Raw genomic sequence first — 23,573 nt, forward strand, 5'->3', positions numbered from 1 at the left:
CTCTACCGCCTGACGGTCGCTTCAAGCGTTGGTGAATTCCGCAGCGTCTGCAGGACGACGCAGTAGCGCTCGGTCAGTTTCAGTAGCGTCGCGATCTCGTCATCGGTCGCATCGGTGTCGAGGTCGAAGGTGAGGCGGATGTCCTGGAATCCGACGCGAGCGGTCTTGTCGACGCCGAGGGTGCCGCGGAAGTCGAGGTCACCGTCGGCCCGCAGGTGAGCGCTGCGCAGTTCGATACCCAACGACGTCGCCACCGCGCGCATTGTCACGCCCGCGCACGCTACGAGCGCCTGCAGCAGCATGTCCCCGGAGCACGCAAGGCTGCCGTCGCCGCCGGTCGCGGGGTGCAGGCCGGCCGCTACGATCGCTCGGCCGGTCTCCACGTTGCAGGCGATCGACAGGTCGTCGAGGTCGCCATCGGCATGCAGCGTGATGAGCGCCGACGTGGGCTCGGCCCGGTACTGCTCCTTGAGCGGGCTCTGCAGTGCTCGTAACTCGTCTGCCTGCATCACTTCTCCAGGAATGCGCGGAGCACGGCGGTGACCTCGGTGATCTGGGTGGTTCGAACGTGTTCTTCACGCGTGTGCGCCAGGTTCGGATCGCCGGGCCCGAAGTTCACCGCCGGAATGCCCAGTGCGGCGAAGCGTGAGACGTCGGTCCAGCCGAACTTCGCCCGCACGACACCGCCCGCCGCCTGCACCAACGCGGCCGCCGCGGGAGCGTTGAGTCCTGGCAAAGCGCCCGGCGCCGAGTCGGTGATCGTCACCTCGACCGGAAGCCCGTCGAAGACCTCGCGAACGTGGTCGGCGGCCTGTTCCTGGCTACGGTCCGGCGCGAACCGGAAATTCACGTCGAGAGTGGCGACATCGGGAATGACGTTGCCGGCCACTCCCCCTTCGATGCGCACCGCAGACAGGCCCTCCCGGTATTCGCAGCCGTCGATGTCGACAACCCGGGCTGAATAGGCCGACAACCGCTCCAACGCCGCGCCGAGTTTGTGAATCGCGTTGTCGCCCAGCCACGATCGAGCCGAGTGTGCGCGGCGGCCGGAGGCGCTGATCCGAGCGCGCATCGTCCCCTGGCAGCCGGCCTCGATGAGACCGTCGGTCGGCTCACCCAGAATCGCGAGATCCGCGTCGAGCCAGTCGCGGTGCTCACGTTCGATGCGACCGAGGCCGTTGAACTCCGCAGCGATTTCCTCGGCGTCGTACATGATGACGGTGAGGTCGTGCGCGAGGTTGTCGATCGATGCCGCCAAGTGGAGGAAAACCGCGTCGCCGGACTTCATATCGACAGTTCCGCAGCCGTGCATAATTCCCGCGGTCCGAGAACTGGGGACATTATTCGCAATCGGGACGGTGTCCAGATGCCCGGCCAGCATCACGCGGGTTGGGAGTCCCAGATTCGTCCGTGCCAGAACGGCATTGCCGTTGCGGATGACTTCCAACCGTGGTGCCTGCGCGCGAATCGCCTGCTCAACTGCATCGGCAATTTGAGTTTCGTTGAGCGAAACACTGGGAATGTCCACCAGCGCGGCAGTGAGATCAACCGGATCGCAAAGCAGGTCCAAAGTCGGCATTTAGTCAGGTTAATAGCCAGATTAATTTCCGGCTAACACGACGACGAACTGCGGCGACCACCGGAAAAGTGAACATCGCACCTCAACGTAAGCCAACGGAAAGGCAGTAAGTCCATGGGCGTCGCCAACGACCTCGCAGACATCAACGGCATCGGGCCGAAGTACGCCGAGATCCTGAAGGAAGTCGGTGTCGACTCGATCAAGGAACTCCAGCATCGCAAGGCGGACAACCTGCTCGAGACGATCGAGACCAAGCACGGAAAGGTCGTCGCTCTCTCCGCCGAGAAGGTCCAGGACTGGATCGACCAGGCCAAGGCCGTCTACAACAAGTAGCCCTGCTCGCGGGACGAGGTCATCGACAAAGGATGGCCTCATCCCAGTAGGCTTTCCTTCGTGAGTGCACAGGGAGCATCTGCCGTCGGAATCGCCAACATCACTGCCGAGGGGACCGTCCTCGACACGTGGTTCCCCGCGCCGGAACTCGGCGAGTTCACCGAGACCAGCACGCTGCTGCTGACCGGCGACAACATCCCCACCGAGTTGCAGCCGCTCGTCGGCCCGGACGCCGCCCGCGGCGTCGAGGTCATCGCGGTGCGGACGACGATCGCCGACCTCTCCGCACCTCCCATCAACGCGCACGATGTGTACCTGCGGCTGCACCTTCTTTCGCACCGTCTTGTCGCGCCGCACGGCCTCAGCCTGGACGGTCAGTTCGGGCACCTCGCCAATGTCGTGTGGACCAACTTCGGACCCTGCCCGGTCGACGGCTTCGAGACCGCTCGCGCTCGCCTCAAGATCCGCGGTGGGGTGACTGTCTACGGCGTCGACAAGTTCCCCCGCATGGTCGACTACGTCCTCCCGAGCGGCGTCCGCATCGCCGATGCCGATCGCGTCCGGCTCGGTGCGCACCTCGCTTCCGGCACGACCGTCATGCATGAGGGCTTCGTCAACTTCAACGCCGGCACGCTGGGCACGTCGATGGTTGAAGGCCGCATTTCCGCAGGTGTCGTCGTCGGCGACGGCTCGGACGTCGGCGGTGGCGCCTCGATCATGGGAACGCTTTCCGGCGGTGGCAAGGAAGTCATCAGCGTCGGTCAGCGCAGCCTTCTCGGCGCGAACTCCGGCGTCGGCATCTCGCTCGGTGACGACTGCGTCGTCGAGGCGGGCCTGTATGTCACCGGCGGCACCAAGGTGACGCTGCCGGACGGCTCCACGGTCAAGGCCAAGGAACTCAGCGGCAAGAACAACCTGCTGTTCCGCCGTAACTCGGTGTCGGGCGCGGTCGAGGTCGTCTCGAAGACCGGCACGGGCATCGAGCTCAACGCGGCGCTGCACGCGAACGACTGATCCGTCGAGGTCTTTGAGTTATCCACAGGACGCGACGACATGCTTTCGCGGACTGCGAACGACTCGTAGCCTGATTGAGTGCCCGACGACGACAGCCTCGAACACAACATCCGCCGTGCCCGCGAAGATGCCGCGGCTGCACGAGTTCTCGCGGCCGGCGCCGACCGCGACGTTCACGATGTCCGGACCGAGTTTCGTGAATATCGCCGGCTGAACCAGCAGCTTCACAACGCAACCCGAGCGGACCTCGCCGACCTGCGTGAACGGGTTGCCGAGGGATTCGCCTCCGTCGACGAGCGGTTCGCCTCGGTCGAAGCGCGGTGCACGGCGATCGATGGCGAGTTCGCCAAGATGAACCACGGCTTCGCCGAGATGCGCGCGAAACTCGACGCCACGGCCGCCGGTCACCAGCAGATCGTCGGGCTACTCACGACAGTGATTGACCGACTCGAGTCCTGACCGACGGCCGATTAACGGCTACGGCACCAGCACGATCTTTCCGACACCCGTTCCAGCTTCCCCCGCGGCCTGCGCTTGCGCCGCTTGGGCGAGCGGAAACTCCCGCGCCGGAAGCATTCTCATCTTGCCGGTCGCGACGAGGTCAGCGATCTCGCCGATGAGCTCGGCCGGGTTGGGCGAACCGGTTGTCGTGAAGATTCCGCCGACCTCCGCCGCCTTGGGGTCGACGAGGGACACGAGACGAATCGGGGCCGCGAGCAGCTCGAGCGACACATCCACCGCGCCATGACCAGCCGCGTCGAGTACGGCATCGACGTGGGGTGCCACCGCGCGAACACGTTCCACGAGCCCGTCTCCGAAGGCGACTCCGATTCCGCCTCGGTCGGCGACGATCTGCTCGTCGCCGGGCGCCGATGTGCCCACGACGGTCACGCCCCGACTGGCCGCGAGCTGGACCGCGAAGCCGCCCACGTTTCCGGAACCACCGTGGACGAGGAGGGTTTCCCCCGCTTTGAGGTCGAGAAGCCCGAGAGCACGCGTCGCGGCTTCACCCGGAATCGGGATCGCCACCGCATCCGCCCAGCTCAATCCCTCGGGCTTACGAGCGAGTTTCCAGCCGAGCGCGTACTCCGCGTATCCGCCAGTCGAGGACCAGCCGAAGACCTCCTCGCCCACGGCGAACTCGGCATCGGGGCCCGCCGCCTCGACGACGCCGGCGATCTCCGAGCCCGGCGTCGAGGGGAACTTCGACGGCAGTCCCGGAATCGCGCCGGCACGGACCTTGAAGTCGAAGGGGTTGACACCGGCCGCACGCACGCGGACGAGGACTTCCTTGCCGCTGGGCTCGGGAGTGGGGACCTCGGTGAGCTCGAGAACGTCAGGGCCGCCATGTTCGTGGTAGGTGATTGCACGCATGGTCTTGGTTTACCACCCGCTCGAACGCAGAGGATGTCGAGTCCGTGACGTCAGGCGAATCACACACCCGATGGGACGACTTGACCCAATCACGGTGAAATGCAAGTCTGATCTAGGTTCATTCTGAACACGGTTCAGAATCAGATGTTCGTTCCGGAGGGTCAATGGCGACCAGGTGGGGTGATCGTGACGCCCGGCGCCGAGACATACTCGCCGCCGGGCGTGAACTCATTACGCGCCAAGGGTATTCAGCGCTCCAGATGCGTGACGTCGCACGCGGTGCAGGCATCAGTCCCGGAACGGTGTACACGTATTACCCAACCAAGGAAGCGCTGTTCGCGGCGCTCTACGCCGACCGCACCGACCGGTTCGCAGACACCTTGGAAGCAGCGCTGAACACCTGCTCCGATCTTGAAGAGTTGCTCGTCTCGATCGCGGACGACTACGTCGAGCTGTACCGGATCTTCGGCAAGAACCTCGACGTCGTCGAAGTCATGTCGAGCCCGTTGCGTAAAGACCCGGAGGTCGGCGGCCGTCTCGTCCAATCGACCGGGCGCGCGATCGCACTGCTGCGCGCGGCCGTCGAGGCGCACGTTCCACCAGAGGTCAACAGCGACCAAGCGGCGGCCCTCATGTGGGCAACGATGAACGGCCTCGCCGAACAGTTCACGTCGAGCCGACGGGTGATGCATGCCAATTCCCTCGAAGATCTCGTTCGTTTCGCAGCACGCACGTTGATCGGCGGTCTGGCCAGCACCAACAAGCACGCAGGAAGCCGGACCTTCCTTGCGGAACCGACCCACATGTGACCCACAACACAACTAGCGTGAACATCGATGCTCAATCTCAGGAGGATGCCGTGGGCGATAAGGGCACAAAGCATTTCGACGTTCTGATTCTCGGAGCCGGTCTCTCGGGCATTGGAATGGCGTGCCGCCTTATCAAGGAAGAGACTGGCCTGTCGTACGCCATCATCGAGCGCCGCGAGCGCGTCGGCGGCACGTGGGACCTCTTCAAATACCCCGGCATTCGCTCCGACTCCGACATGTACACCTTCGGGTTCGGGTTCCGCCCGTGGACCGGAACCCACATGCTGGCCCCTGGCGCGGCCATCCGGCAGTACGTCGAAGACACCGCCAACGAGTACGGCGTGTTGGACAACGTCCACTTCGGACTGAAGTTCACCAAGGCATCCTGGTCGAGCGCCGACGAGTTGTGGACCGTGGAAGTGGTCAACGAGGCCACCGGCGCGAAGGACACGTACACGAGTCGCTTCATCGCCGGTTGTACCGGCTACTACAACTACGACAAGGGCTACCGCCCGAGTTGGCCCGGCGAGGAGGACTTCAAGGGGCAGTGGGTGCACCCGCAGTTCTGGCCGGAAGACCTCGATTACGCGGGTAAGAAGGTCGTCGTGATTGGATCCGGCGCGACTGCGGTCACGCTGATTCCGAACATGGTCGACAAGGTCGGGCACGTCACGATGCTGCAGCGCTCCCCGACCTACATCATGCCGATTCCCGGCAAGGACCCCATTGCGGTCGGTATCGAAAACCTTCCGGGCATCGACGTCATACCGGGGACCGACAAGATCGCGTACATCCTTGGACGCCCCCGCCAGGTCGTGCTGCAGACGGCGATGTACAACATCGCGCGCCGCGCACCGCGGGTGATGAAGAGCGCCATCCGGCTGATGAACCAGGTATCACTCGGTGACAAGGTCGACATCAAGCACTTCACGCCGACCTACGAGCCGTGGGACCAGCGCATCTGCTTCGTCCCGGACAACGACCTGTTCAAGGCCCTCAAGAGCGGCAAGGCAGACATCGTCACCGATCACATCGAGAAGTTCGTCGAAGACGGAATCATCACCAAGAGCGGCGAGAAGATCGAGGCAGACATCGTCGTGACGGCGACCGGTCTCGACATCCAGCTTCTCGGCGGCGGCGAGGTGTTCGTCGACGGCGAGAAGGTCGGGTTCGGGGATCGCCTCCTCTACAAGGGCGCCCTCGCGGAGAGCATCCCCAATGCGGTGATCGTCATCGGCTACATCAACATGTCGTGGACACTCAAGTCCGACTTGGTCGCCGTCTACTTCTGCCGCCTCGCAAACTACATGCGGGACAACGGATTCACGACATTCATTGCGCACGGACGCCCGGAGGACCGGACGGACGCGACGGTCATGGGCGCCAAGCTGAAGTCCGGCTACATCGCGCGCGCGGCGTCCGAGATGCCGAAGCAGGGCAAGGGCCGGCCATGGGAGGCGTTGCAGGACTACATCCGTGACAACGTCGCGTTGCGCTACAACCCGCTTGAAGACGGTGTTCTCGAATTCCGCGGACACGACGCCGACGGCGATCGGATTGTCATCGGCGGGTTCAAGCTCCCCGGCGTCGCGAACCAGCTCGCGAACAAGGCGGGAGCACCAGGCCGATGGCTGTCGCGTCACGTCTAATTGACTCGTCCCAACTAATTGACTCGGAGACAAATGTGATCGGGAACGCGCGGCAACAGTGCTCCCAGTCACTGCATTTCTGTCAGCTTCCTGCCAATTTGGTTCTATGCGCATAGGTGACCTGGCACCCGACTTCGAACTCGCTGACCAGGACGGCGAGCTTCGCAAGCTGTCGGATCTGTTGACCAACGGACCGGTGGCTTTGTTCTTTTACCCCGCAGCATTCACGGCCGGCTGTACGAAGGAAGCCTGCCACTTCCGCGACCTTGCCGGCGAATTCACCGAAGCCGGCGTTCAGCGCGTCGGAATCAGTCGCGACGATGTGCAAAAGCAGTCGGACTGGACGGCCAAGCACCGCCTCGACTACCCCCTCCTCGCGGATGTCGACGGGGCAGTTGCGCGCGCTTACGGCGCAAGTCGTGGCGGGCTCTTCGGCGCGCTCGGTCTGCCGCCCAAGCGCATGACCTTCGCGATCGCACAGGACGGCACGATCGCCGACATCATCGCGTCTGAGATCGACATGAACGTGCACGCCGACCGTGCGCTGAAGGCGCTCGGGAAGTAGTCACTGCCCGGCGAGGGCTCGCAGGAAGAACGTGAGATTCGCCGGTCGTTCGGCAAGGCGCCGCATGAAGTACGCGTACCACTGCTTGCCGTAGGGCACGTAGACGCGAACCGACCGACCAGCGGCAACCAGGCGGAGTTGCTCGTCGTTCCGAATGCCGAACAACATCTGATGCTCGAACGCGCGGGTCGAGTTCTGCATGGCAGCAATGATTTTCGGGTCGTGCGAGGCGATCATCGGATAGCCGTCACCACGCATGAGGATGTCCGCGCAACGCAGATACGAGCCGGTCACCTGATCACGTTCCTGATATGCGACGGACGGCGGTTCCCGGTAGGCACCCTTGCAGAGCCGAACCCGCGAACCGCGCCCCGCGAATCGCGCGCAGTCAGCTTCACACCGCCGCAGGTAGGCCTGCAGGACGATTCCCAGCCATGGAAACTCCCGGCGAATGCTGTGCACGATTCGATGCGTCGAATCGGTCCTGTCGTGGCCTTCGGCGTCGACCGTGACCAGCACCTTCGATTTCTCGGCGGCCCGGCACACTGCAGTGAGGTTCTCGGTCGCCACTCGCTCCCCCACCCGCTCGAGTGACTGTCCGAGTGCAGACAGCTTCACCGACACCTCAAGCGCGCCGTCCGAAGCGGGCAACCGCGCCAGATCGCGGATGAGTTCGACGTATTCGGCCGCAGTCGAGTTCGCACCGCGCTCAGTCGTCACGTTCTCCCCGAGGAAATCCACGGAGATCCGGCGTCCGGACGCCAACAGCGAATCGCAGGCCCGCAGGACATCCGGCCGCGTCTCCCCCGCGACGAATCGCTCGACCACCGACTTCGTCAGCGGGGTGTGCGTCGCGACCTGCTTGAGCAATCCGGACTTCGAGGCGGCGAGGAGAGCGGGCCGTAACGGGTTGAGCTCCATCACTGTGCCTGCATGTGCGGGTATCGGTGATCGGTCGGCGGGACCAACGTCTCCTTGATCGTCCGAGGCGAGACCCACCGCAGCAGGTTGAACGGCGAGCCGGCCTTGTCGTTGGTGCCCGAGGCTCGCGAACCGCCGAACGGCTGCTGCCCCACGACCGCACCCGTCGGCTTGTCGTTGATGTAGAAGTTGCCCGCCGTGTACCGCAGCGCTTGCGCGGCCTGCTCTACGGCCGCCCGATCCTGCGCGAAGATCGAGCCGGTCAGCGCGTAAGGCGCGGTCCGATCGACGAGGGCCAGGATGTCCGCGAACGGTTCGTCGTAGACGTAGACGGACAGGATCGGGCCGAAGTACTCGGTGGAGAAGCACTCGTTGTCGGCATCCTCGGACACGAGGATCGTGGGCCAGACGAAGAAACCGTCCGAGTCGTCGTATCTGCCGCCGTGGACGAGAACAGCAGGCGACGACTCAGCCCGGTCTAGCGCGGCGACGTTCTTGTCGAAGCCGCGCTGGTCAATGAGCGCCCCGCCGAAATGACGTAGGTCGCTGACGTCGCCATAGGAGATCGACTCCGTCTCCGCGAGCAGCGAATCCCGCATGCGATGCCACAGCGAGCGTGGAATGTAGGCGCGCGACGCCGCCGAGCACTTCTGACCTTGGTATTCGAACGCACCGCGGATGAGCGCGGTCTGCAAGGCCGCCGGGTCGGCCGACTCGTGCGCGACGATGAAGTCCTTACCGCCGGTCTCGCCGACGATCCGGGGGTAGTCGCGATAGTTCGGGAGGTTGTTGCCGACCTCCTGCCACAAGTGGCGGAACGTCTTGGTCGAACCGGTGAAATGGATTCCCGCGAGATCGCGGTCGTTGAGGAGGACCTCGGAAAGGTCCTGCCCATCACCGGTCACGAGGTTCAGCACACCCGGCGGCAGTCCCGCTTCCTCCAGTAGCCGCATCGTGAGGAACGCCGAAAGCGATTGTGTCGGAGAGGGTTTCCAGACGACGGTATTTCCCATGAGCAGCGGGGCGGTCGGTAGGTTCGCGGCGATCGCGGTGAAGTTGAACGGCGAGATCGCGTAGACGAAGCCTTCGAGCGGTCGGTAGTCGAGACGGTTCCAGAAGCCCGGCGCCGACTCCGGCTGCTGCGCGAGAATCTCGCGACCGAACGCGACGTTGAACCGCCAGAAGTCGACGAGTTCGCACGGCGCATCGATCTCGGCCTGGAACACACTCTTCGACTGCCCGAGCATCGTCGCGGCAACCAGCGTCTCGCGCCACGGACCGGAGGCGAGGTCAGCGGCACGAAGGAGGATGGCCGCGCGGGCGTCATAGGGCAGCCGACGCCAGTCTGGTGCCGCGTCCTTCGCGAAGTGTGCGGCCGCCGTCGCATCAGCGTGGGTCCCGTTGGTGATCGTGCCGAGAACATGCCGGTGATCATGCGGCTGGACCACGGAAATCCGCTGGCCCGCTCCGTGCACTTGCTTGCCGCCGATGATCATCGGCAGATCCATGGGATTCGCTTTGAGTTCCGCGAGCTTGGACATCAGCCGGGACCGTTCGGGACTTCCCGGCGCGTACGAATTCGGCGGCTCATTGCGCGGGGCCGGAACCTGCGTGATCGAGTCCATGGTCGCCTCCTGAAGGGAGAACCAGCCTGCTCAATTGCCAGAGTAGCGCCGCAGACCGGACCGGTCATTCAGAGTTCGGCAGCAATGTCCTTGGCAGCCATGAGTTTCACGCCGATCCGCGCGAGATCGCCGAGCCGTTCGGCGGTCACCTGGGACACGGCGTCAGTCGCGAGCACCGCTCGAAAGTCGCGCTCGCTCGCGTCGAACAAGGTCGCCCGTGGACAGTTGGGCAGGTTGCACCCGGCGACGACGACCGTGTCGCAGCCGTTCTGTTCGAGCCATTCCTGCAGGTGGGTGCGATGAAACGCACTCCAGCGGGGCTTGAACATGATGATTTCGCGTGGCCCGACCTGTTGCAGTTCTCCGCGAAGGAGAGCCTCGGTGTCGAGCGGAACGTCGAGCAACTCCACGGGCAACTCGGCCCCTGCCGACCCGGGCGCCGCGATGTGCGCGCCGCCTTCGATCTGTGCCCGACGCAGCAAGTCGACGTCGGAACCGCCGGGCACATACAAACGCACGACGTGGCAGATCGGGAGGCTGGCGGCACGGAACGCCGTCACCAGCCGAGCGAGTTCGGGAAGAACACCCGACGTTCCGGCGACCGGCATGACGCCGTCGTCGAGAAAGTCCCGCTGCACATCGATGATGACGAGTGCGGCCGATTGCCAGTGCGGCTCGGTGTAATCCGGCATGTGCCGACCGTATCGCGCCTACAGGCGGCGTTTGAGCCCAACCTGGCCGGTCTCATATCCGTGTTTGCGGTAGAAGGCCCGCGCCCGTTCGCGGACTTCGTCCGTGGTCACCTGCGCCAACTGCGCACCGTGCGCCCGCCCGTAGTCGTGCGCCCACTCGAGCATTGCCGTGCCGAGGCCGCGCGAGCGCTCCGCGGCCGCCACGCGTAGCCCTTCGATCTGAAGCCGGGTCGAGCCACCCCGAGTGAGACCTGGAATGACCGTCAACTGCATCGTCGCCACGATCCGGTCGGCACCGTTGAGGACGACTCCGAGGTAGTTGGACTCGTTGCGCACCACGACGTCATAGGCCGCTTCATAGCGTTCGAGCTCGGCGGTCTCGCGAATCGGGCCGAACTCATCGTCGGACAGCAGTGCGGCGATCGCCGCAACGTCGTCGCGCCTGGCCCGTTCCACGCGGAAGGTTCGGCCGGACACTCGCAGCAGTCCGCGAACCGAGGAGCGCGCATTCGACTGCAGTCGGGCGACGAGCAGGTCGAGCCACGTGCCGACGTTGCGTCGAGCTTCGACCGTGTCCGGATATCGACATCTCAGATGCAGCCCGGATTCATCCAAGATGAACCACAGCATGACGCCATCGGTCTTGATCGTGGCGCTCACGGTGTGGGCGCGGAGTCCAGCGGCGTCGATTCGCACGGGCAGCCTTCGCAGGTCCAGCCAGGAAATCGCGAACATCCCCGGCGCCACGGGCATGCCACCCCACGGCGCCAGGACATCCGCGAGCGGCCACGAGCCCAGCTGAACAGCCTCCTTGACGGCGGCCGCGGCAGCACGCGGCTCGGCGACCGCCGACTCGAGCACCGAGTTGGTGATGAACCAGCCGACCGAATCGTGCCAATTGTGGTCGAAGCGGCTGTGCACGGGAAAGACCGCGCGCAGCGGGGTGCCGGCCAACTCGCGAGTCACGGCGGTCATTGCGACGACGGCCAGAGCCAGTGTCGAGACACCGTCATCGCGAGCCTGCGCGGCGAAGGCCGCACCGTCGTCGAGGTCGAACACGTCACGCACCTCGACGCGCTCGGGCTGCGGTTCCGGTGCGCCGAGTGGCAGCGGGAACCTCGGCATGACCCCGCCGCTGTCGTTGATGATGTCGGCCCACCGGTGACGCACGTGGTCGGGCACCCCGCCAACATCCAATAGCTCGATGAGGGCCTGCGTGTGCTCAACGAACGCCGGCGCCCGTCCCGCTTCGAGTGGTTGTCCGTCTTTCGCTTTGGTGAGCATCGACAGCAGGTCGCGCGCCAGCACGAGCAGCGACCACATGTCCACATGGGAGTGGTCGGCGGCGATCACGACCGTGAGCCCGGCGGCAGTCTCCAACACACACAGCCGGTGTGAGGGCCGACGATAGGGCGAACAGTAGGAGTCGAGCACGACTCGTAGCGCATCGTTGACCGCCTGCCCGGCGGCGATCTCGTGTTCGGCCCACGCGCCAGGCCCGATGTCGATCTCGTAGAGCTCTGGATCGCCATCCGGACCGGGGACGAACGCCGTTCGCAAGGTGCCATGACGCGCGATGACGGCGAGCCAGGCGTCGGCCAGCACTTCGCGGGCCACCGGCATCGGCAGCCGAATCGATAGCGCCATCCAGGATCCGGGTCGGTCTCCCCGACCGACATGAAGACGTTGGTCGAAGGACACCGAAAGGCGGCGACCGAGGGCAGACGCAGTGACGTCGTAGCCCCACAGTCGACCGAACGGAAGCCGCAGATGCGTGACGTTTGTCAGCCGCATGGCAGTAGATTAGCGCCCCCGCTAGCCTAAAAGGTCTTGCGCCACGGTCGCGCGAGGTGACTCGATCGATGACGAAAGGAGGAGCCTCATGGCCACTTTCGCGGTTCCGGGAGCCGAGCTCGCGGTTTCCCTCAGCGATGAGGGCGGCCACCCCGTCGTTCAGTTGCATGGCCTCACGTCGAGCCGCGCGCGCGATCGCCTCCTCAACCTCGATCTCGGCCGCGGTCTCCATGGAACTCGGCTACTGCGCTACGACGCTCGCGGCCACGGTAAGTCGACGGGCCGGAAGGTCCCTAGCGACTATCGATGGACCGTCCTCGCGGACGACCTGCTGCGACTTCTCGAAAAATGGTTCCCCGGCGAACAGGTCCACGGCGTTGGCCCGTCGATGGGTACCGCCACGCTGCTGCACGCCGCGGCCCGCGAACCAGAGCGATTCGCGGGGCTCACGTTGATGGTCCCGGCGACCGCGTGGGAGACCCGTCCGGCACAGGCGGCGCACTATCGGGCCGCGGCTGACCTCATCGAGTCAGAGGGCGTCGACGCATTGATCGCCGCCTCGCGCTTGATCGCGCCGCCGCCCGCACAGGTCGGCGTGCCCGAGACGGTCCCTGACGTTCCCGACGCTCTGCTCCCGTCCTTGTTTCGCGGTGCGGCACTCAGTGACCTGCCCGCGCCCGAAGCCATCACTCGTATCGACGCACCGACGACGATCCTGGCGTGGATCGACGATCCGGGACACCCGCTGTCCACCGCGGAATCCCTGGCCGCGCTACTTCCGAACGCGACTCTGACCGTGGCGTCGACGCCGGATGACGTCGAGACGTGGCCCCAGATTCTGAGCGAGGACGTCGCCCGCCGGGGCTAGCTCGTCAGTTGCATCCGTCCGCGCAGCACCTCGATGACCTGGTCGACCTCGAGTTGGAGTTCGAGGTCGGGATGGTCCGCGGGCCCCTCGCGATAGACGACCTCGTCGTTGACCAAATAGTGCATCGTCGCATCGGCGACCCGGACGGTCACCGAACCGCCATCCGGAACGAGCTTGGCCACATGCGGTCCCAATGGGATCGCGAACCAGTGCGCACGGATGGCATCCGTCGGCCGCCGGTCCCCCAGGTGATCGACACCCCAGGCCGACAGTGCCTCGAGAACCGGACGAAGTGCCTGCCCGGCCTCGGTCAATTCGTACTGAGCCGTCGTCGCACGGGGTCCGACTTTCGAGCGGGTCAGGATGCCATCGCGTTCGAGATCCTTGAGTCGCGCGGCCAGCATGTCCGTGCTGATGCCGGGCAGATCGGCGAACAGGTCGCTGTACCGCCGCGGGCCAGCACACAATTCCCGCACAACGAGCAGGCTCCACCGATCGCCGACGAGATCGAGGGCGCGGCTCACCGTGCAGTAATGGTCATAGCTCCGACGTGACACACAACCCACTCTAACCAATTACTTGGAAAATCAAAGTGCAAACTTGGGATTTCCAAGTAAGGTGGTCAACGTTGCCCGCCGAGGGTGCCGTGAGGAAGGAATGTCGATGCAGGTCAAGCAGTCGAGCAAGCTCGCCGGGGTGTCTTACGAGATCCGTGGACCGGTGGCCGAGCACGCGGCGCGACTCGAAGCCGAGGGACACCACGTGGTGAAACTCAACACCGGCAACCCGCTCCCCTTCGGATTCGAGGCGCCGGCGGAAATCCTGCGCGACATGGTTCGAACTCTGCCCGCGTCGAGCGGATACTCCTCCTCAAAGGGACTGCTTTCGGCTCGCCGGGCGGTCGCACAGTATTACGAGACGCTCGGCCTCTTCCATGTCGACGTCGAGAATGTGTTCATCGGCAACGGCGTCTCCGAGCTGATCATGATGGCGATGACTGCGCTGCTCGAGAACGGCGATGAGGTACTCGTCCCCGCTCCCGACTTTCCGCTGTGGACCGCAGCGACCAACCTCAACGGCGGCCGGGCCGTTCACTACATCTGCGACGAGCAGGCCGACTGGAACCCGGACGTCGCCGACATCGAGTCGAAGGTCACCGACCGCACCCGCGCGATCGTGCTCATCAACCCGAACAACCCGACCGGCGCGGTTTACTCCCCCGAGGTCGTTCGCCAGATCCTCGACGTCGCCCGCCGCCACAACCTGATCGTCTTCTCGGACGAGATCTACGACAAGATCTACTACGACGGACTGACGCACACCGCGACCGCGACGCTCGCGCCGGACGTCCTCGTCATGACGTTCTCGGGCCTGTCCAAGAACTACCGCGCCGCTGGTTTCCGCTCGGGCTGGCTCGTCATCACGGGACCGACCCACAACGCCGAGAACTACATCGAGGGCCTCACCATGCTGGCCGGCCTTCGCCTGTGCGCGAACGTTCCTGCGCAGCAGGCGATTCAGGCCGCACTTGGTGGACACCAGAGCATCTTCGATCTCACGGCACAGGGCGGTCGCCTCTGCGAGCAGCGCGACCGCACGTGGGAGGCACTCAACGCCATCCCCGGCATCTCGTGCGTCAAGGCAAAGGGTGCGCTGTACGCATTCCCGAAGATCGACCTGAACGTGTACCCGATCCACAGCGACGAGCAGTTCGTCCTCGATCTGCTTCTGCAGGAGAAGATCCACATCGTGCAGGGCACTGGCTTCAACTGGCACAAGCCGGATCACTTCCGGATCGTCACGTTGCCGCACGCCGACGACCTCGAGGCGATCATCGAGCGGATCGGTCGCTTCCTGGCGACGTACAAGCAGTAAGCGGGCGCGTCACCCGCTGTACGAAATCGACCCCGTCGGGCACGTTCCCCACGAGCCATAGGACGCGGAGCGTCCGCTGTGGGTGTCGTTGGTCAGAGCCCGCAAGGACTCGCGGCGCAGTGCCAGGCGGGAGGCGGGTGCAGTGGTGGTAGTCATCGAAGTGGTTCCTATCTGAGTGTGTGTTTCTTTGACCCACTCACTGTCGCGCGTGAGCACCACCCGCCAGATCCCCGCAATGGGCCCTCAGCCAGGGGAAACAACCCTCCGCCGATCGGTGGAGAGTGCGTTTATCGAAGCAACCCGCCGGCTCGCAGTGTCGCGATCGACGACGAGTTGCAGAAGTCGACGAAGGCATCGCCATCGGGCATTCCGCTGGCGATCCATTCGTCGAAAAGCCGGAACAGCGCGCCGATGAGGTAGGTCGTCGTCCACTCGCGCCGACGCGGTTCAGCGACGTCAGATTCCGGCAGAGATCCCACGAGTCCGCCGAAGAACTCCCGCAGGGCGCGCTCGGCATGCACGCGAACCGCATCGTCGGTCTGCGCCTCCCGAAACATGATTCGGCCGATCCGCGGATCTCGCTCGATCACGGTCACAACCGCACGGAACGAGGCATGGAGTCGATCCTCGACAGTCCCGAACCCACCCGCATCCTCGGCGATGCCGGCCAGCATTGCGGCATAACAGGCCTGGTACGCCGCACCCGCCAATTCATCACGGTCAGTGAAGGTTTCGTAGAAGTACCGCTGACTGAGCCCCGCCTCGCGGCACGCCGCCCGCATGGTCAGCTGACCGCCCTCGACTCCGCCAAGCAGATCGATGGCCGCATCGATGAGCCGTTTGCGCCGCGAATCGACGCGCTCCTGGGGCGATTCGCCCTTCCAGGTCCGAACGAGGTCCGAGGTCACACTTGACAGCTTAGCTCAAATTAGGAAGCATCTGGTTTAAGAAGCACATGGTTCCTAATTGGAATTGTTCACAATGCTCTGCTGCGCGGCACTGCTGTTCGTGCTCGGCATCGTCCGAGAGGTGTGGTTCCGGCTGCCCTTCACCACCCGGAAGCCCGAACCCGGATTCGCTCCGGTCGCGCATCGACCTGCTCCAGGCACGGCACCCGTCGTCGCCACAGTCGCTCCCCCGGCGCCGATTCGCCGCGGCGCGATGTTCGCCCCAGCCTTGGTGGGATTCGCGGTGAACTCCCTGTTGTACGTCGTTTTCGTCGTTGGGCTCATCGACACCGGGGTTGCCATCGGCAACGACGGGCCGTGGGCGTTACGCACGGCAGGTTTCGTCATCGCTGCCCTGATCGCGCTTTTTCTTGCCGCCCGCACGGCAGACGCAACCCATCGCCACCCAGCCGTGTGGCTCATCGGCGCCGGAGCCGCGTGGTGGCTTCTCGGTCTCGTCGACATGCATGCCTTCGGACTGTTCGACATTCGTGGCGGCATTCCCGCCGATCTGGCTTTCCACGGAAGTGGAGCCGTTCTCATCGTCGTCGGCGCCATCGCCTTCGTCCGTACCTCCCAGAAGGAGTTCGTCCATGTCCGTTGACGTCCAGGCGCCGGAGTTCGTCCAGGTGCCGCTCATCCCGGACTTCGCCGGTCCACACGGCCCGACGACCCGATGGCTGCTGCGCCGAACCCTCCTCGGGTTGTCCGCGATGTGGGGCAGCGCCCTATTCCTCGTGGCTGCCGACATTTCCGCTCGATCGACCGTGTTCGGCCTTGGCCTGCTGCTTCCCGGTGGCGGTCAGTTTGCGACCGGCCATCCCGTGTGGGGCGCCGCGGCGATCGGACTCCTTGTTCTTGCCCTGTTCCTGTGGTGGCTGTGCGGCAACGTCCTGCTGCTCCCGGCCGCGTGGCTGACACCGGCGATCCTGGCCGCGGCGACCGGTTCCGCAGCGATCAGCTGGACTCGGTGGGCGATTCCGGCCGCGCTCGCCGGCTTCGTCGTCGCTTCGATCGCGTACCCGCAGTGGCGATTCCGGCGCGAGCGTGAACTCGGCCGCCAGTACAACGAGCGCTTGGCCAGCGAGGGACCGGTGTTCCCTAGTTCACCGCCCGCCGCGACCGCCACCGAAGCCACCGCCGACGACGTCAAAACCCTGCGCTACCTGATGGACCTGGCACTGCAACCGGAAGACAGCTGGGACGGCTTCTTCTTCGTCCCGGTCGACCAATTCCGCGAAGGCGCCGTCCGATACCAGCTGAACTTCGTCTCCTATGCGTCTGCGATGTACCAGTACACGCGCACGCCGGCGTTCTCCGGCTACCTCGCCGAAGCGCAGCGCAACATGATCACGAAAATGACCCACCGCAAGGTCTGGAGCTACTGGTCGCTCGAGAACCTGTGGGGCAATCTGCGCTGGAACCCGGACCCGATCGTCGACGACAACGTCATGTACTCGGGATACCTGGGACTGATGCTCGGCCTCTACGAGACGACCACCGGCGACACCCGCTACCGCGAGCCCGGTTCGCTGCAGCTTCGGTGGAGCGACCGGAAGGTCTTCGAGCACGACTCCACGACGATCGCGGCGGCATTGGCAGACAACTTCGCACGTGCGCGCAGCAAGCAATTCCCGTGCGAGCCGAACTGGATCTACCCGATGTGCAACACCTTCGGTATCAACAGCTTGATCGTCGAAGACCGACTTCGCGGCACCAACCGGTCGGACGCGGTCGTCGCGCAGGTGCGGGAGAGCTACGAGAATGGCGACTTCTGCGAGCCGGACGGACGCCTCACCACTGCCCGCTCGGAGTACTTCGGCTTCCGGCACCCGATGGTCGGGAACATGGGCGACGGAATCACCATGTACTTCCTCAACTCGATCGTGCCGGACATCGCCCGCCGGACCTGGTGGCTCAACGACGCGTACCACCTGCGCAATTCAGCCGGCATCGCCGACCCGAAGAACCGGTCGTGGAACCTCATCGACCCGGGTAACTACGGCGTCTTCACCGATCGGTTCACCCGCGCCGTGCTGGCAGCGAACGCACGCGAATTCGGCTACCACGTTGCCGCCGATTCGCTCGTCGACTCGATGCGCGGACGAGTGACCGAGCAGGACGGTGCCGTCCGCTACAAGGGACTGTCGGTCTGGGGCAACCTCTATCTCGCGATGACGCAGTTCGGGCGCGAGGACGCCTTCCGCGGACTGGTCACGGACGGATTCCCGGCCGAATGGCGCACGGGCCCGCGCCTGTGCGAGGTCGCCTACCCCGACGTGATCGTCACGTATGCGGTCACCGATGGTGAATCGCTGGACCTCGTCCTCGTTCCGGGCGACGGTCCGCGCCACACGACCATTGCGTTCGACCGGCTTCGGCCGGGCCGGACGTACCGGGTTACCGGCGCCATGACGAACACCCTCACCGCGGATCGCGACGGCAAAGCGCTCGTCGAGATCAATCTCGACGAGCGCCTGGAAGTTCGGCTGACACCAGCGAGCTAAGCAGAGGTGTAGGAAATCGACCACGATCCGTAGGAGGCGCCGCGACCCGGGGCCGATTGGCGGTGGTCGTTCGTCAGCTCTCGCAAGCTCTGACGGCGCAGGGTGAGTCGGTTGGTGGCGGAAGGCGTGGTGGTGGTCATTGAAGTGGTTCCTGTCTTGATTGTTTGGTTGACCCACTTACTGTCTCGCTTGGAAGCCGCGCACGGTGTCCGCTGGGTGGCCCGTTGGCCGGTGGTGGCTGCCGTCCCCCGATCGGTGGATGGGGAGCGGCGCTGACTTCGGACGCAAAGGTTCGCTGAACGGGCGTTGCAGAGTGGCGGCTGGACGAACGTCCGCCGGAAATTTTCCGGTGAGTTGAACGACAGAAGAATGCATCGTTTGCCGGTTCAAGCATCGAATACCGAGGTCAGGTGCATAGCCTGCCGTCTAAAGCACCTGATCAGGCGCTCTAGACGGCACTGGATGCACAGTACTGTGGATCGTCCACATGGTGAGCCTCAGATGCCACATGTTGGTATGCCATCCGGCTCGATGCGGTTGTCGGAGGTCTGCGGCGGGAAGATTTCCGGTTGCCGAGGAGTGATCGAACAAATTTGCAACACCCACTGAGCGGAAGGTTGCGTCCAAAATCAGGCGCTTGTGCGGGCACCCTTCTAACGCAGAGCAGTCCATCGGTCGACCACATCGGCGGGCACCTCACCGTGCCCGTCGGTGATCGGCTCCCCCGCAACCCGACGCAGCGGGATGTGTCCGCCCCACACGCCGGCCTCGATGTCCTCGGGGTCGTCGACAGGGCCGCCCGACCGCTCCTTCATCGACGCTTCGGCAAGCGGAAGTGCGAGTACCGCGGTCGCGGCGAGCTCCTTCCGGGTGTTCGGTCGCAACGTCGACCACCGCCCCGGGATCATGTGGTCGACGACCGTTGCCAAGGCGCGCTCGCGCTCAGCCGGGTCGTCGACGAGACGGGCCCGACCGATGATCACCGCACTGCGATAGTTCATCGAGTGGTGGAACGCGCTCCGCGCAGCGACGAGTCCGTCGAGTTCGGTGATCGTGACGCAGACATCGCTCTCGATCGCTCGCCGGAGCCACCCAGCCGCGACCGATCCGTGCAGGTAGAGCGTGCCACCGTCGTCGGGTCCATCCAGGTCCACTCCGTACGCGGTGGGTAACACGACGGGGTGACCACCGGCGACGACGCCAAGGTGCGCCAGTAGCGCTTCCCCGAGGAACGCGTGGAGCTTGCGACGATCGAGGACGGCCCGCTTACCCAGTCGGGTCATCGTGGTTCGAGTTGTCGGTGAAAGCGTCTCCATAGCTCTATCGTGAAAGAAGAGTGGCCTGCCGTCACGGTCCACTTCTTGCCGACTTTGACAGGACACTTTGTGCCAACGCTTCCCGTCCGCATCGATCGCGCCGCGGCGACTCCGTTGCCCGCGCAACTGTCGGCACAGGTGCGTGCACTCATCCTCAACGGCACGCTCACGCTCGACGAGCGTCTCCCGTCGAGCCGGGCACTCGCCGCAGATCTCCAGGTATCTCGGTCGGTCACCGAGACCGCCTACGAACAACTCCTCGCCGAGGGATGGCTCGCCACCCGGCACGGCTCCGGGACATTCGTGGCGTCGCGCGGACTCGACAGCAGCACCCGCCGCGCTACGCCGACAAACATGTCAGCAAACAAGCTCGTCCGCCTGGACTCGGGCACTCCGTTCGTCGACCCGCGGTATCGCGCCGGATGGCGCCGAGCGTGGCGCGAGGTCTCCGCTACGACTCCTCCGCCGGGATACGACGATCCGCGCGGACTACTGGAGCTGCGGATCGCGCTGGTCGAACGGTTGGCGCGCACGCGCGGACTCGACGTCGATCCCGACGACATCCTCATCACCGCGGGCACGACAGACGGGTTTCGACAGCTGCTCGCCGAGCTTCCGGCCGGAGCCATCGGCGTCGAGGATCCGGGTTACCGCGCGGCCGCCGCAACCGTGCGATCCGTCGGGCGGAAACTCGTCGATATCCCTGCTGCTCAACCCATTACACAACTGGCCGGAGTGGTCGCTGCTTACGTGACGCCAGCCCACCAGCACCCGCTCGGCCCGGTGATGTCGGCGAGTGACAGGCTCTCGCTACTCAACGCAGCCCGCGCCGCCCACGCGCTCATCATCGAAGACGACTACGACTCCGAGTTCCGCTACGACGTCGCGCCCATCCCCGCGCTCACCAGCCTCGACCGCGATCGGGTCGTCTACCTGGGCACAGCGTCAAAGAGCGTCTACCCGACGTTGCGGGTCGGCTGGATGGTTGCTCCTCCGGCCCTCCGCGACGCGATCTACGAACGGCGCCTGACCACTCATGCCGGAGCTTCCTGGCCGTCGCAGAAGGCTCTCGTCACTCTCCTTCGCGACGGCTGGGTCGACAAGGTCGTCCGGTCAGCCAGACGTCTGTACGCCGAACGCGCAGTACTGGTCGCCGACGCCATGACGCCACATGCGACCGCGGTCGGCCCGCTCGCCGGCATGTATTCGGCGTGGCTCCTGCCCGAGGATCGGGCCGTCCGGGCGCGAGACGCAGCGCGGAAAGCCGGCTTTGACATCAACCTTCTGAGTGCCTATTGCCGGTCGAGCGAACTGACCGGGCTCGTCGTCGGATTCGGTGGAATCTCCGACTCCGAACTCAGTGGGGCACTCACCGCTCTGACGGGGGCACTCGAGTCTTGCGCATGAGCGGGATCACGCAGGCCATCATCGCTGCCAGGAAAGTGGCCGTCACGAGCCAGAAGATCCACGCTGGAATGGTGGCTCCGAGTCCCGCCACACCCGAAATCAGCACGATGACGGTGAGCAGGAGAAGGACGAAGGCGCCGATCGTCTCCATCGCCGACGCCATGATGGCGTTGAACTCGTCGCGATGCGCGGGACTCGTCCAGTACGCGTGAGCCTTCTTGCCCGGCACGTTGATCACGCTGCCGGGCAACGTCGGCAGCCACCACCGGGCGGCACCGAACAGCACGGCCATGACGACTCCGATGCCCGCCATCGCGGCCACGAAGACACCCTTGTCGTCGTAGCGATTGACCTCGCCGGAGAGACCGAAATGGCCCGGCACTCGATCGGGCATCGCGACCGCGAACCAGACGAGTAGAAGAGTGAGCGCCACGCCCGAGGCGAGGAGCGCGCGCAGAGACCAGCGAGCCATCAGCTTGCCGCCGCCGCAGCAGCGGCGGCAATCACCGTCGCCGTCGCCGCTTGAGCAGCCGCGACCGCGTCCTTCACCGCCTTGGCGGCCCACTCGCCTGCCGCGATGCCCTTGGCACGCTGGCGGATCACCTTCTTGTCGGCTTCCGGGAACAGGTTCGGCACGGCGTTGATCGAACTCAGAATCGCGATCAAAGCGGACTCTCGCTGATCGGGTTCACGCCCGTCGATGAGGACCGCCGCCAGCTGCGATCGCAGCGCCGCACGGTTCGACCGATCGGTCGGGTACCAGCGTCGGCGCGGAAAGACGCCGAGCACGCGGTCGCGCTCCTCCCGAATGCGGAAGTCGCGGCGCAGTTCAGCAAAGATCCTGTCGCCGAGCCCGTGGGACAGCTTCATCACCGCATTCGGTGGATTCGTCGGACGGCCCTTCCGCAGAGTCGCGAGGGCGCCCGACACCAACGGATCCGGGTGTGCGATCGCGGTCGGAACAACCCGACCCTTCCGAACTGCCTCTCCCGGGCCACTGATGCGGATCGAATCGCTCATTGCGAGTTCGAGCAGCTGAGCGCCACCGAGGCCGTACAGAACCGAGGTGTGCGCCACGATCGGCTTGCCCTTCTGCGGATCGAGCAGAAGAAGCATCACATCGGTCGCGAGTGCCATGGTTACCTCCTGACTCGAAGGTACAAACACCGCTCGGCCCGCAACTCCCCCTCGCGGTGGAGATTTACACGATCCGCGTCACAGCGGCAGTGATGCGCTCGTCCGTCGCAGTCAGCGCGCAGCGAACGAATTTCGCACCCTGAGGGCCATAGAACTCGCCCGGTGCGACGAGAATTCCGCGGTCGGCGAACCAGTTCACGGTGTCCCAGCAGGACTCTCCCCGCGTGGCCCAGATGTAGAGACCGGCTTCGGAGTGCTCGATGTGGAACTCGGCGCCGCGCAGACCGGCCTGGAGTACCGCACGACGGCTCCGGTAGATCTCGCGCTGCGCGTTCTCGTGGCTGTCGTCGGTGAGCGCCTCGATCATCGCCGCTTGGATCGGGTACGGCATCATCAGGCCGGCATGGCGACGGACCTCGAGCAATTCGGCGACGAGGTTGTGGTCACCGGTGATGAACCCGGTGCGGTACGACGCGAGGTTGGACGTCTTCGACAACGAGTGGACGGCGATCAGACCGGTGAAGTCTCCACCGCACACGCGCTCGTCGAGAACCGACACGGGCTGCGCATCCCAGCCCAGCCCGAGGTAGCACTCGTCCGACACGACGATCGCGCCCGCGGAACGAGCGACAGCGACCAGATCGCGCAGTTCCTCGACGCCGATGACACGACCGGTCGGGTTCGACGGCGAGTTGAGGAACACCAGTGACGGCGTCGCTCCCCCGACGATCGTGTCCGAACGCTGCATCTTCGAACCCGCGAGCAGTGCACTGATCTCGTACGTCGGGTAGGCCAGCTCCGGGAACACCACGAGATCAGCGGAACCGAATCCGAGATCGCGCGTGATCGACGCGATGAGTTCCTTCGTGCCGATCACCGGAAGGACGGCATTGGGTGAGATTCCCGTGACACCGAAACGCCGGGCCATCGCGGCGACGGCGGCAGCGCGAAGCTCAGGGGTGCCGTGAGTGACCGGGTAGCCCGGAACATCGGCGACAGACGACAGCGCAGCCTGGATGTTGATGGCCACCGGATCGACCGGAGTGCCGACCGAAAGGTCGACGATGCCACCAGGATGTGCCGCTGCCCGCCGTTTGGCCTCGTTCAGGGAGTCCCACGGGAAATCAGGCAGCCGCGATGCGACTGACCGCCGTAACAAAG

General features: G+C 65.0%; 25 protein-coding genes. 11 read left to right on the forward strand and 14 right to left on the reverse strand.

What is annotated here, in order from left to right; all coding sequences use genetic code 11:
* Positions 1–2: 2 nt before the first annotated feature.
* Positions 3–509, reverse strand: a complete 507-nt coding sequence (locus tag F600_RS0106410) for an OsmC family protein (RefSeq protein WP_026306233.1) — start codon at positions 507–509, stop codon at positions 3–5.
* The gene (gene dapE / locus F600_RS0106415; protein WP_018159769.1) at positions 509–1,579 is read right to left on the reverse strand and encodes a succinyl-diaminopimelate desuccinylase; all 1,071 of its coding nucleotides are present in this window, start codon (positions 1,577–1,579) and stop codon (positions 509–511) included. The genes F600_RS0106410 and dapE overlap by 1 nt, the downstream gene beginning before the upstream one ends.
* Positions 1,580–1,693: 114 nt before the next feature.
* Here dapE and F600_RS0106420 point away from each other — a divergent pair, with 114 nt between their 5' ends.
* From F600_RS0106420 to F600_RS32100, 3 genes are all read left to right on the forward strand, one after another.
* Complete coding sequence (locus F600_RS0106420; protein WP_018159770.1) at positions 1,694–1,912, forward strand: DUF4332 domain-containing protein; 219 nt, start codon at positions 1,694–1,696, stop codon at positions 1,910–1,912.
* Positions 1,913–1,972: 60 nt separating this feature from the next.
* Positions 1,973–2,926: a 2,3,4,5-tetrahydropyridine-2,6-dicarboxylate N-succinyltransferase gene (gene dapD / locus F600_RS0106425; protein WP_018159771.1), complete on the forward strand. Its 954-nt coding sequence runs from the start codon at positions 1,973–1,975 to the stop codon at positions 2,924–2,926.
* Positions 2,927–3,004: 78 nt separating this feature from the next.
* Positions 3,005–3,385, forward strand: a complete 381-nt coding sequence (locus F600_RS32100; RefSeq protein WP_018159772.1) for a hypothetical protein — start codon at positions 3,005–3,007, stop codon at positions 3,383–3,385.
* Between the two features lie 18 nt (positions 3,386–3,403).
* Here F600_RS32100 and F600_RS0106435 read toward each other — a convergent pair whose 3' ends face one another.
* A complete protein-coding gene (locus F600_RS0106435; RefSeq protein WP_018159773.1) occupies positions 3,404–4,300 on the reverse strand; it encodes an NADP-dependent oxidoreductase in 897 nt (298 codons plus the stop codon).
* A gap of 164 nt (positions 4,301–4,464) precedes the next feature.
* On the opposite strand from F600_RS0106435, the gene F600_RS27190 reads away from it, so the two are divergent.
* From F600_RS27190 to F600_RS0106450, 3 genes are all read left to right on the forward strand, one after another.
* Positions 4,465–5,109 (forward strand): TetR/AcrR family transcriptional regulator, encoded by a 645-nt coding sequence (locus tag F600_RS27190; RefSeq protein ID WP_081628737.1) that lies wholly within the window; start codon positions 4,465–4,467, stop codon positions 5,107–5,109.
* 50 nt (positions 5,110–5,159) lie between these two features.
* Positions 5,160–6,758: a flavin-containing monooxygenase gene (locus F600_RS0106445; protein WP_018159775.1), complete on the forward strand. Its 1,599-nt coding sequence runs from the start codon at positions 5,160–5,162 to the stop codon at positions 6,756–6,758.
* A gap of 106 nt (positions 6,759–6,864) precedes the next feature.
* Positions 6,865–7,323, forward strand: coding sequence for a peroxiredoxin (locus tag F600_RS0106450; protein WP_018159776.1), 459 nt, complete (start codon positions 6,865–6,867; stop codon positions 7,321–7,323).
* Here the strand turns inward: F600_RS0106450 and F600_RS0106455 are convergent, their stop codons facing one another.
* The 4 genes from F600_RS0106455 to F600_RS0106470 all read right to left on the reverse strand — a co-directional run bounded on the left by F600_RS0106455 (position 7,324) and on the right by F600_RS0106470 (position 12,355).
* Positions 7,324–8,244 (reverse strand): proline dehydrogenase family protein, encoded by a 921-nt coding sequence (locus tag F600_RS0106455; protein WP_018159777.1) that lies wholly within the window; start codon positions 8,242–8,244, stop codon positions 7,324–7,326.
* Positions 8,244–9,869, reverse strand: coding sequence for an L-glutamate gamma-semialdehyde dehydrogenase (gene pruA / locus F600_RS0106460; RefSeq protein ID WP_018159778.1), 1,626 nt, complete (start codon positions 9,867–9,869; stop codon positions 8,244–8,246). Before pruA ends, F600_RS0106455 begins: the two co-directional genes overlap by 1 nt.
* 68 nt (positions 9,870–9,937) lie before the next feature.
* Positions 9,938–10,561, reverse strand: a complete 624-nt coding sequence (locus F600_RS0106465) for a cysteine hydrolase family protein (RefSeq protein WP_018159779.1) — start codon at positions 10,559–10,561, stop codon at positions 9,938–9,940.
* Positions 10,562–10,579: 18 nt separating this feature from the next.
* Positions 10,580–12,355 (reverse strand): GNAT family N-acetyltransferase, encoded by a 1,776-nt coding sequence (locus tag F600_RS0106470; protein ID WP_018159780.1) that lies wholly within the window; start codon positions 12,353–12,355, stop codon positions 10,580–10,582.
* 88 nt (positions 12,356–12,443) lie between these two features.
* Between F600_RS0106470 and F600_RS0106475 the strand changes: the two genes are divergently transcribed.
* A complete protein-coding gene (locus tag F600_RS0106475) occupies positions 12,444–13,223 on the forward strand; it encodes an alpha/beta fold hydrolase (protein WP_018159781.1) in 780 nt (259 codons plus the stop codon).
* Here F600_RS0106475 and F600_RS0106480 read toward each other — a convergent pair.
* Positions 13,220–13,780: a winged helix-turn-helix transcriptional regulator gene (locus F600_RS0106480; RefSeq protein ID WP_040630653.1), complete on the reverse strand. Its 561-nt coding sequence runs from the start codon at positions 13,778–13,780 to the stop codon at positions 13,220–13,222. The two genes, F600_RS0106475 and F600_RS0106480, sit on opposite strands and share 4 nt — an antisense overlap.
* Before the next feature lie 106 nt (positions 13,781–13,886).
* Between F600_RS0106480 and F600_RS0106485 the strand changes: the two genes are divergently transcribed.
* Positions 13,887–15,098, forward strand: a complete 1,212-nt coding sequence (locus F600_RS0106485; protein ID WP_026306234.1) for a pyridoxal phosphate-dependent aminotransferase — start codon at positions 13,887–13,889, stop codon at positions 15,096–15,098.
* Between the two features lie 9 nt (positions 15,099–15,107).
* Here F600_RS0106485 and F600_RS31535 read toward each other — a convergent pair whose 3' ends face one another.
* Positions 15,108–15,254: a hypothetical protein gene (locus F600_RS31535; protein ID WP_156024443.1), complete on the reverse strand. Its 147-nt coding sequence runs from the start codon at positions 15,252–15,254 to the stop codon at positions 15,108–15,110.
* 131 nt (positions 15,255–15,385) lie between these two features.
* Complete coding sequence (locus tag F600_RS30150) at positions 15,386–16,006, reverse strand: TetR/AcrR family transcriptional regulator (protein ID WP_018159784.1); 621 nt, start codon at positions 16,004–16,006, stop codon at positions 15,386–15,388.
* A gap of 58 nt (positions 16,007–16,064) precedes the next feature.
* Here F600_RS30150 and F600_RS0106495 point away from each other — a divergent pair, with 58 nt between their 5' ends.
* Both F600_RS0106495 and F600_RS27200 read left to right on the forward strand, forming a co-directional pair.
* Complete coding sequence (locus tag F600_RS0106495) at positions 16,065–16,649, forward strand: hypothetical protein (protein WP_156024444.1); 585 nt, start codon at positions 16,065–16,067, stop codon at positions 16,647–16,649.
* Entirely contained in the window at positions 16,639–18,552 is a 1,914-nt protein-coding gene (locus F600_RS27200; RefSeq protein ID WP_018159786.1) for a linalool dehydratase/isomerase domain-containing protein, read from the forward strand. The genes F600_RS0106495 and F600_RS27200 overlap by 11 nt, the downstream gene beginning before the upstream one ends.
* 653 nt (positions 18,553–19,205) lie before the next feature.
* On the opposite strand, the gene F600_RS0106505 is transcribed toward F600_RS27200, so the two are convergent.
* Entirely contained in the window at positions 19,206–19,868 is a 663-nt protein-coding gene (locus F600_RS0106505) for a pyridoxamine 5'-phosphate oxidase family protein (RefSeq protein WP_040630654.1), read from the reverse strand.
* 69 nt (positions 19,869–19,937) lie between these two features.
* On the opposite strand from F600_RS0106505, the gene pdxR reads away from it, so the two are divergent.
* Positions 19,938–21,275, forward strand: coding sequence for a MocR-like pyridoxine biosynthesis transcription factor PdxR (gene pdxR, locus F600_RS0106510; RefSeq protein ID WP_018159788.1), 1,338 nt, complete (start codon positions 19,938–19,940; stop codon positions 21,273–21,275).
* Here the strand turns inward: pdxR and F600_RS27205 are convergent.
* The 3 genes from F600_RS27205 to dapC all read right to left on the reverse strand — a co-directional run bounded on the left by F600_RS27205 (position 21,238) and on the right by dapC (position 23,571).
* Positions 21,238–21,747 (reverse strand): DUF1648 domain-containing protein, encoded by a 510-nt coding sequence (locus F600_RS27205; RefSeq protein WP_018159789.1) that lies wholly within the window; start codon positions 21,745–21,747, stop codon positions 21,238–21,240. The genes pdxR and F600_RS27205 overlap by 38 nt on opposite strands.
* The gene (locus tag F600_RS0106520; RefSeq protein ID WP_018159790.1) at positions 21,747–22,412 is read right to left on the reverse strand and encodes a GOLPH3/VPS74 family protein; all 666 of its coding nucleotides are present in this window, start codon (positions 22,410–22,412) and stop codon (positions 21,747–21,749) included. Before F600_RS0106520 ends, F600_RS27205 begins: the two co-directional genes overlap by 1 nt.
* 64 nt (positions 22,413–22,476) lie before the next feature.
* Positions 22,477–23,571 carry a succinyldiaminopimelate transaminase gene (gene dapC, locus F600_RS0106525; protein WP_018159791.1) on the reverse strand — a complete coding sequence of 365 codons (1,095 nt, stop codon included), beginning with the start codon at positions 23,569–23,571 and terminating at the stop codon, positions 22,477–22,479.
* Positions 23,572–23,573 lie beyond the last annotated feature (2 nt).

This window comes from Smaragdicoccus niigatensis DSM 44881 = NBRC 103563, assembly GCF_000380645.1.
In the GTDB taxonomy this organism is placed as follows: domain Bacteria; phylum Actinomycetota; class Actinomycetes; order Mycobacteriales; family Mycobacteriaceae; genus Smaragdicoccus; species Smaragdicoccus niigatensis.

Coding starts and splice junctions, on each gene's coding strand:
- F600_RS0106410 (WP_026306233.1), bottom strand. CDS start 509: ATGCAGGCAGACGAGTTACGAGCACTGCAGAGCCCGCTCAAGGAGCAG.
- dapE (WP_018159769.1), bottom strand. CDS start 1,579: ATGCCGACTTTGGACCTGCTTTGCGATCCGGTTGATCTCACTGCCGCG.
- F600_RS0106420 (WP_018159770.1), top strand. CDS start 1,694: ATGGGCGTCGCCAACGACCTCGCAGACATCAACGGCATCGGGCCGAAG.
- F600_RS0106435 (WP_018159773.1), bottom strand. CDS start 4,300: ATGCGTGCAATCACCTACCACGAACATGGCGGCCCTGACGTTCTCGAG.
- F600_RS27190 (WP_081628737.1), top strand. CDS start 4,465: ATGGCGACCAGGTGGGGTGATCGTGACGCCCGGCGCCGAGACATACTC.
- F600_RS0106450 (WP_018159776.1), top strand. CDS start 6,865: ATGCGCATAGGTGACCTGGCACCCGACTTCGAACTCGCTGACCAGGAC.
- F600_RS0106455 (WP_018159777.1), bottom strand. CDS start 8,244: ATGGAGCTCAACCCGTTACGGCCCGCTCTCCTCGCCGCCTCGAAGTCC.
- pruA (WP_018159778.1), bottom strand. CDS start 9,869: ATGGACTCGATCACGCAGGTTCCGGCCCCGCGCAATGAGCCGCCGAAT.
- F600_RS0106465 (WP_018159779.1), bottom strand. CDS start 10,561: ATGCCGGATTACACCGAGCCGCACTGGCAATCGGCCGCACTCGTCATC.
- F600_RS0106470 (WP_018159780.1), bottom strand. CDS start 12,355: ATGCGGCTGACAAACGTCACGCATCTGCGGCTTCCGTTCGGTCGACTG.
- F600_RS0106475 (WP_018159781.1), top strand. CDS start 12,444: ATGGCCACTTTCGCGGTTCCGGGAGCCGAGCTCGCGGTTTCCCTCAGC.
- F600_RS0106485 (WP_026306234.1), top strand. CDS start 13,887: ATGCAGGTCAAGCAGTCGAGCAAGCTCGCCGGGGTGTCTTACGAGATC.
- F600_RS31535 (WP_156024443.1), bottom strand. CDS start 15,254: ATGACTACCACCACTGCACCCGCCTCCCGCCTGGCACTGCGCCGCGAG.
- F600_RS27200 (WP_018159786.1), top strand. CDS start 16,639: ATGTCCGTTGACGTCCAGGCGCCGGAGTTCGTCCAGGTGCCGCTCATC.
- F600_RS0106505 (WP_040630654.1), bottom strand. CDS start 19,868: ATGGAGACGCTTTCACCGACAACTCGAACCACGATGACCCGACTGGGT.
- F600_RS27205 (WP_018159789.1), bottom strand. CDS start 21,747: ATGGCTCGCTGGTCTCTGCGCGCGCTCCTCGCCTCGGGCGTGGCGCTC.
- F600_RS0106520 (WP_018159790.1), bottom strand. CDS start 22,412: ATGGCACTCGCGACCGATGTGATGCTTCTTCTGCTCGATCCGCAGAAG.